Source organism: Polyangium sorediatum (assembly GCF_029946465.1).
Taxonomy (GTDB): Bacteria; Myxococcota_A; Polyangia; order Polyangiales; family Polyangiaceae; genus Polyangium; species Polyangium fumosum.
In genome coordinates, this window is sequence record NZ_JARZHI010000146.1 from 1 (window position 1) to 7839 (window position 7839).

The following is a 7839-nucleotide window of genomic DNA, read 5'->3' on the forward strand; positions in this document are numbered from 1 at the left end:
TGGTCTTGACTCGGCCCGTTCGATGAACTGCGCGATGCGCAGTTCATCGACCCTGGGTCCAGCGCCTCGCTGGTCCGGGTCCCGGGGCGGATAGCCCCGGGTGGGGCCTGGGGCAACGCCCCAGCGAAGCACTTCCCAGATGAGACCCATGCTCAGCCCAAGGCGCGCGGGGGCGCGCGCGTCTCACGCGGAGGCCACGATCCGGCGCTGTCGCCGCGTGGGCATGATGGAGGAGCGGCACATGCAGAGCGATGCATCGAGATCACACGCAAAAGGCGCGCGGCGGGGCATGACGATGGGAGCGGCGCTCCTCACGGCGCTCGCGCTCACGGGGTGCGGCGCGGGCGTCGCCACGGCCCCCGTGGCCCCCGAACGGAACGCCCTTGCCTCGCATGCCACGAACGAACCCGCCTCCCCTGCGGCGGCCCTCCGGTTCCGGGACGGCCTGCTCGCGCTCGCCCGCCAGGACGCCACCCGAAAACACGACGAGGCGAGCTGCAGGGCCGCTGCCGCGCACTTCACGGCCGTCGCCGACGGCCGCGAGAGCGATTCGATCCGTGCGCGCGCCCATTACAACGCGGGCGTGGCGTACCAGCGATGCCAGCTCGATCGCGAGGCGCGGGAGCAATTCACGAAGGCGCTCGCGGCGGAGCCCACGTCCCACCGGGCGCGGGCCGAGCTCGCGCTGCTGGATTTCGCGGCGTCGGGCGGGAAAAACTTCGACGCGGCGATCGCTGAACTCACGCGGGCCGCCGTCGTCGACGCCCAGTTCAAGGACGCGACCTCGCTCGTGCACCTCGGCGTCTTGCACCTGAAACGAGGGCGCGAGACGCCCGACGCGGACGGGCTCACCGATTCGCAGCGCGCGAAGAAATATGCGCAGAGCGCGCTCGCCGTGGATGATCGGGCGTTGCCCGCGTACAACCTCCTCGCGCTCATTCACCTCGGGACGGCGCAACGGAAGGCCGAAGCGCCCCGGGCGCGCGGCGCGCTCGACAAGAAGAAGCTCGACACGCAGGTGCTCGAGCTCGCGGCGCTCGTCTGCTCGCAGGCCATTCGCAAGGATCCTAGATATGCCCCGATTCACAACACGGCCGGCATGATCCAGGTCGAGCTCGGGGATTTCACGGCGGCCGCGCGTTCGTTCGACGAGGCGCGGAGGATCGATCCCGCGTTCTTCGAGGCGCAGATGAACTTTGCCGCCGTGAACCTGCGCTTCCGAGGATTCTCGCCGGCCGAATCGGCCTACCGCGCGGCGCTCGCCCTGCGGCCGAACGATTACGACGCGCGCATCGGGCTGGCGCACGCGCTCCGTGGTCAGATCGACGAGGGGAACCTGACGCAGAAGTTTGCGGAGGTGCGAACCGAGCTCGCCAAGGCGAAGCAGAGCGCGCCCGAGCGGCCCGAGGCTTATTACAACGAAGGGATCCTGACGCAGGAGTACGCGGCGATCGCGGGCGGAGAGCACCCCGAGCTCGCTCCACGCAAGGCCAAGGAGCTGTTTGGCGTCTTCCTCCAGAAAGCCGGGGCCGATCCCACCTACGCCGACGCCGCGCGGCGCGCGCGCGAGCGGATCGAGGAGATCGAGCAAATCGAGGGTTTCATGGGCCACGATTGGAACCGCACGGAGGCCGAGCGGAAGGCGGAGGAGGCCGAGCGGAAGAATCGAATGGCCGAAGAGGAGGCACGCGGGGCCGAGGAGGAGGCTCCGAAGCCGGCGACGAACCCCTGAGACATCAGCCGGCGCGCCAGAGCACGCGGTCGTAGAGCGGCTCCTCCTCGACATCCATCCAGTCGATGTCGTGCACCACGGCGTGCGCGAGAATGCAGAGCCCGAGGAGGGGCAAACCGTCGTCCTCCTCGTCCTGCTCCCGGAAATACATGACAAACCCCGTCCCGTCCTCGCGGGCCGGCTCGTCCTCCTCGGGATCGAAGGCGATCATCGCCTCGACGTCGAAGTTCTTGATTTCCTCGATGCTGAGCGCGCCCCCCTCGGGCAGGCGCTCGTTCAGGAACGCCAGCATGGCCTCCCAATCGTCCTCCTGCATGAGGCGGTAGACGACGTTCGCGTGGACCTCGATCGCGACGGGCGAGCGCGCCTCGAAATGCGAACGAAGCAGGCCCACGTGGCGCTTCGTCTCGGTCGCGAACAGCTTCTCCAAAAGCTCGTCGGGATCCGTGCCTCCGCTGTCCGCCTCGTAAAACCCCCGGTCCGGGTCCTCGTCGAGCCGAAGCAAGCGCTCGAGGCGCTCGAGATACACCGTCTCGCGGATGCCGTCGGCGAACGAGATCTCGTATCGATCGACCACGAACAGCAGCGTGCCCGCCCGGGACACCAGGGCGAGGCGCTCGGGAGGGCGCGAGGGCCCCACGGAGCGACGCGCAAATGCAAAACCCTCGGGCCCGGTGAGCTGTACGGCCATGCAAGCGAAGGGGAGCCGAGGACGTCCCTGCTGTCAAGCGCAGGCCTTTTTCAAGCGGGATCGATACGAAAGGGTCGCCGTTCTTGACGCCGGGCGGCGGAACGCGGATGCTACAGAGGCCGCGCAAAGCGAGCCCCAAGGCCCCGATGAGCACGACCATTCGCCCCGTTCGCAGCGATAATCCCGATGGGAGCTCGGAGCTCTCGGTGGAAGAGCAAAAAGAACGACTGCGCGGCGAAAACCGGGTCTGGCACATCGGTCGCACCAGCCGCGACGACAACGATCCGATGGCCGGCTTGAACGGCAGCCAGGTCGATCTGACGCGCGTGCTGCGCGGTCGCCGGCTGCGCACGGGCCGTCAGCGGTAACCACCTTCCTGCGCCGCCGCGGCAGCCTCCGTGAGGCGCGTCGCGAGGACCTCGGCATCGAGGCCGGCCTCGTGCTCGGTCAGGAAGAAGGTCTCCCCTTCGCGCGTGGTCGCGATCCACGGGAGTTCGTCACCGCCCACCACGCCGTCGCGGCTCCGCACGAGCACGAACACGCCACGCCCATCGAGGTCCCGCGCGAGGGCCACGCCGCGCAGGATCGACGTGGGGACCTTGACGTCACGGCCGCGGACCCACAACGAGACGAATTGGGCGGAGATGGTTTCGAGGCGGATGGCCTGTCCATGACGGACGTCCGCGACGATGCCTTTGTCGTGCACGAATCCCGTCGTCGCGCCCGCCACGCCGAAGCCAAAGAGCAGGGTCCCGAGGACGACGAGCTCCGAGCCGAGCGCGCCCTCGGCGATCGCCCATACGCCGGCCACGAGGAGCAGCACGAACGCAAAGACGCGGAGGCCCGCGCCGAGCCGGATTCGCCGCACGGTGCCGGTCTCTTCGATGGAGAGGCCCAGCATGATGAGCGCGAGGCCCGCGATGGGAAGGCCCGGCGGCGAGAGCAAAAACGACCAGAACCCGCCTTTCACCGCGGAAAATGCCATCGACGCGAGTCCGAAGGAGGAAAACGCGTACGAGAGGGCCCGCCCCTGGGTGATCAGAAAAAAACGGCGCACGACGGGCGCGAAGGTACCACGACGATGGCGCGCCGCGCGCCGGAATCAGCCCGGTTTGCCCTCGTCCGCCGCGTCGGTGTTGCGGAGCAAGCGGATCGCCCAGAGCGAGAGCGCGAGCAAAACGACCGCAAGGGCCACGCCGAGCGCCGTCCGGTGCCGCTCCGTGAACGGCAGCGGCGCCGCGCGATCCGCCTCGCCGAAACGAGGGTTTGGCAGGACAGGCCCCATCGTCGCGTCCCGCGGCACCTCGGCCCGATCGGCGCGGTCGAGGATCACGGCGAGATCGTACAACGGCGCGGCGGCGGTCCGATCCCCGACGTAGAGCCGGTGCTCGCCGGGCGTCGCCGCGCGAAAGACGATCTCGCGGGGCCGCACCTCGCCGCGCGCGCCGCGGATGCCGAGCGGCGGCGAGTCCTCGTCGTGGATCACGAGGCGGAAATATCGCTTGCGGGTCTCGTCGATCGGCAGGCGCATCGACTCCAGCACGACGCCCGGCCGCGGCGTGATCCGATAGAGGACGCCGCCGCCCACGGCCGGCCATACCTCGCGGAAGCTCGTCGCCGTGATGTCGACGCGGCGGCGCAGCTCCGTCGTCCCGACGTCGAGCGTGATCGCCTGGATCGGCAGGCCCTCCGCGCCCGCGTCGAGCGTGACGATCGTGGATCGCTCCGCCTCGTCGCGCCGGATCTCCTCGATGGCGAGCGGCACCTCGGAGACCACGTTCGTCTCGTCGTCCGAGGACGGGCAGCGGAATGCGCCGCCCTGGATCGAGAGGCGCCCGCCAGCCTCGGCCGCATCCGCGGGCAGGAGCGTCACGCGCACGAGGCGCGCTTCGGACTTCGGGTACGGGACGAGCAGGTGCTCGACCGTGCCGCGCTCGTGCCGGATCCGGTACACGAGCGGCCCCTCCGCGACGACGCCGAGCGCCTCGCGGCTGTCGCCCGTCTCGACGCGCACGCGCCGGAGGAACGTGTCGCCGGCGATGTCGAGCGCGAGCCGACAATGCAGCGTCGAGGCCGGCAGCCGGAACGTCGCGACCGCCGCGCCGCTCTGGAGCCACGCGGGATCCAGGATCTCGCCGGGCACGTCCGGAATACGCCGATGGGCCGGGGTTTCCCGCACGATCCGCGGCACCTCGTGCCCGGCGGCGTCGACGAGACGCACGTCCGCGAAGAGCTCCGCGGAGGTGCTCGCCCGGTAGAGCGCGTCATCCACGGCGAGCCGATGATCCCCGGCGGCGTCGATGCCCGTCACGGCGCGCATCGACGTGTATTTGCCGACCGGGAGGAGCCGCGGCGTGATCGCTTGCGCCTCCGCGCGCGTGGTGACGAGCAGGATCACGAGCGCCGTCCCGCCCGTGCGCATCAGCGCGATCAGGCGATCGCTGAAGCGCGCATAAAGAAACCCGCCGGCGACGAGGAGCGCGCCGACGCCAGTGAGCAGGAGGATCTGATAGATGCGCTCGACGCTCCAGACGTCCCAGACCGCGAGCTTGGCGACGGCGAGGAAAAATAAGGCGAGCCCCAGGTACCGATGAAGCGCGCTGCGCGCCGCGAAGCCGAGCGCGAGCAGCGCCGCGGCCGCGACCGAAAGCACGAGCGTGGTCGTCATGGCGAGCCTGCCCTGCTGCGACGCCAGCAGGGCCGTGAAGCGCGCCGCGAAGGCCGCCCATTCGGGGGCGTCGAGCGGCACGGGCGGAGGCGCGGGGAGCGTGGTCACCGCGGTGCGGACTTCCAGCACGGCGAGCGTGATCCAGAACGCATGTCCGCCGATCGCGGCAATGCCCGCAGCGACGTCAAGGGATGCCTTGGCCTTGTCCTTGGCTGCCTCCGCGCGCCGCGCCCCCGCGGCGAGCAGGTACGCCGCGACAAGCAATGCGACGCTCGTGCCTGCGAGGCCCGTGGCGCGCGGGCTGCGGAGCAAGGGCACGGAGAGGACCCCTTCCCTGCCCTGCGTCTCGAAAAACCGCTCCACGAGCGCCTGCGTGCCCCACACGTCGACAGCGACGAGACGAACGAACGTCGCGGCGAACAGGAGCGAGGCGACCACGAGCCACCCGCCCTCCCGCGAGCGCGCCGCGATCGCCGCCGCGACGCAGCCAAGCGCGGCCCATAACACCGTGATCGTGGCGCCCTCGAGCCCAAACGCGAGCGCCGCCGCGAAGAGGCCGAGCGCGAGCCCCGCGAGCAGAGACAGGCGCGCGCTCGCCTCGGGCCTCCGGCGCATGATCCCCGCGGCGAGCGCGAGGTCCAGAGCGCCCGCGGCCGCCGTGACGAGCGCGCGGAACGTCGGGACCTCGTCGCTCGTGGACGCGAGCGCCGCCGCGACGAACGTGAGCGTGGCGAGCGCTCCTGCGAGGACCGCGCTCCAGCGCAAGGGCGAAGGTGTCCGGAGCGCGGCGACCCCGAGGGCCGCGAGGTGCACGACCCCGAAGACCACGAGCGCGCCGAGGAACGCGGGCGACAAGGGCGCAGCAAGCGCGGCACTTCGCACGAACCCCGCGGCGATCGCGACCATGAGCGACGCGAAGCCGACGGCTGCGAGGTGGAGCACGCCGAGGCGCGCGCGGACGGCGAGTGCAGCGGCAGCGGCGCTCGCGATCGAGGTGAGCACCACGAAGATCGCGGGCCTCTCGGGCAGGAGCTGCACCGCAGCGAGCACGACGAAAAGCGCGGCAGCGACGCTGCCCGCGATGGCCGCGCCCGCCGGCAGCGGATCGCGGCGGAGGACCTTGCGCACGAAGCCTGCGACGTACACGCCCGTCCACCCGCCGAAGAGCGCGACGAGCCAGAGCCGCTGATCCTGCGGGACGTCATGGCTCACGACGAGGAAGACCACGAACGCCGCGGCCATGGGCACGGCAAGGAGCTCGGTCACGCCGAGCGCGCCGAGCAGCCAGATGGCAAGGGCGCCAAGGGCGATCGCGAGGGCCGAGAGGAGCCACACGTGATCGTGGAGCAACATCGCCGCCCCGGCGTGCGAGAGCGTGAGCGCGGCGAGCGCAAAGAGCTTGGCGTCGAGCTTCCGCGGGGTGCGGCGGTCGAGGTAAAGCGCGACGGCAGACCACTGCGCGGAAGCGAGTCCCACGAAGAGCAGCGGCGCGAGGCGCGCGGCGAGGCTGTGATAAGGCCCGATGCGCGCCTCCGGCGGGACGTCGCTCCATGCGGATGTTTGCCCGTGGATGTCGAAGGACTTGAGGTACCAGCCGAGAAACAGCGCAGACGATCCCGGGACGACAAGCGCGGGGACGAGGCGAAACCCGGCCCGGAGCGCGACGCCGAGGGCCATGGATCCGAGGAGGAGCAAGTAGCCAAAGAGCGCAATGGGTCGGTCCTGTCCGGTCGAGAGCACGACAGGATTGGCGAGGCCGGCGACGAGGACGAGGACGAGGAGCGACTCGGCGCGATGGCGAAGCGAGAGCCCCGCGCCGAGCGCGAGCACGAGGGCCACGGCGACGAAGGCCGCGGCCGGCGGAGCGAGCTGGTAGAGCGCGACGCTAGCCCATAACGAAGCGACGAGCGTGGCAAGGCCGATGCCGGAGAGGGCATGCACGAAGGCCGGGCGGGTCCGGGGTCGGAGGAGCTCCGCAGCGGCGAGGAGCAAGGCGCCGAGAACAGCGCCGAGGACGACACGACCGGTCGGGCCAATCCAGGCGTTGTCGACGGCGTACTTGAAGAAAAAGAGGGCGCCGAGGAGGAACGCCGCCGCGCCGATGCGCGTGAGCCACGTGAGGCCGAGTTGCTCTTCGAGGGAGGGAGCAGGCTCGGTGGGGGGCGCGGAGGAGGAGGCGGCGGCAGGAGCCGGAGCGGAGGCAGAAGCAGAAGCAGCAGCAGCCTCCGACATCACGCGCAGGTCCCCCGTCGGTTCGGACGGCATGACCGCGAGCGCGCGCGGGGCGTCCGTCAGGCCTGACGGGTGGACCTTCACGTCGTGCACGTCCACCCAGCCAACGTTGACGGACGGTTCTTGAGGCGTCGGCGAGGAGGCGGTCCGATCTGGCGGGTGGCCCGTGGAGGCTTGCGCGAGCGTTTCCATGCGCGCGAGCCGCCGTTCCAGCTCCGCGATGTGCGCCTCTCGCACGTCGAGCCTCTCTTCGAGGTGCTTCACGCGTGCCTTTGCCTGCGTGGCCAGGAGCAACGCGAGGATCGGGGTGGCCAGGAACAACCCCACCAAGCCCAGGCCGAGCAGGACGAGGAGCGCCTCCATGAAAGGTCCCTACCACGAGGCCACGCTCACGGGAGCCAGACCTCGCGAGGGAACATCCATGCACCAAAGGTCCAGGGCTGGCCCTGGTCCGGAGCATGGGTCTCCTCGGGGAAGGGTCGCGCCGGGGCGCTGCCCCGGACCCCGCGGGGGGCT

At 70.6% G+C, this 7839-nt stretch carries 5 protein-coding genes; 2 read left to right on the plus strand and 3 right to left on the minus strand.

Annotated features, from left to right (window positions below):
- Positions 1-241 precede the first annotated feature (241 nt).
- Complete coding sequence (locus QHF89_RS49425; protein ID WP_136969827.1) at positions 242-1732, plus strand: tetratricopeptide repeat protein; 1491 nt, start codon at positions 242-244, stop codon at positions 1730-1732.
- 4 nt (positions 1733-1736) lie between these two features.
- On the opposite strand, the gene QHF89_RS49430 is transcribed toward QHF89_RS49425, so the two are convergent.
- Positions 1737-2423 carry a hypothetical protein gene (locus QHF89_RS49430; RefSeq protein WP_136969826.1) on the minus strand — a complete coding sequence of 229 codons (687 nt, stop codon included), beginning with the start codon at positions 2421-2423 and terminating at the stop codon, positions 1737-1739.
- Between the two features lie 146 nt (positions 2424-2569).
- On the opposite strand from QHF89_RS49430, the gene QHF89_RS49435 reads away from it, so the two are divergent.
- Entirely contained in the window at positions 2570-2791 is a 222-nt protein-coding gene (locus QHF89_RS49435) for a hypothetical protein (protein ID WP_136930878.1), read from the plus strand.
- Here the strand turns inward: QHF89_RS49435 and QHF89_RS49440 are convergent.
- Entirely contained in the window at positions 2782-3408 is a 627-nt protein-coding gene (locus QHF89_RS49440; protein ID WP_284722002.1) for a hypothetical protein, read from the minus strand. The two genes, QHF89_RS49435 and QHF89_RS49440, sit on opposite strands and share 10 nt — an antisense overlap.
- Positions 3409-3525: 117 nt before the next feature.
- Entirely contained in the window at positions 3526-7686 is a 4161-nt protein-coding gene (locus QHF89_RS49445) for a DUF2339 domain-containing protein (RefSeq protein WP_136969824.1), read from the minus strand.
- Positions 7687-7839 lie beyond the last annotated feature (153 nt).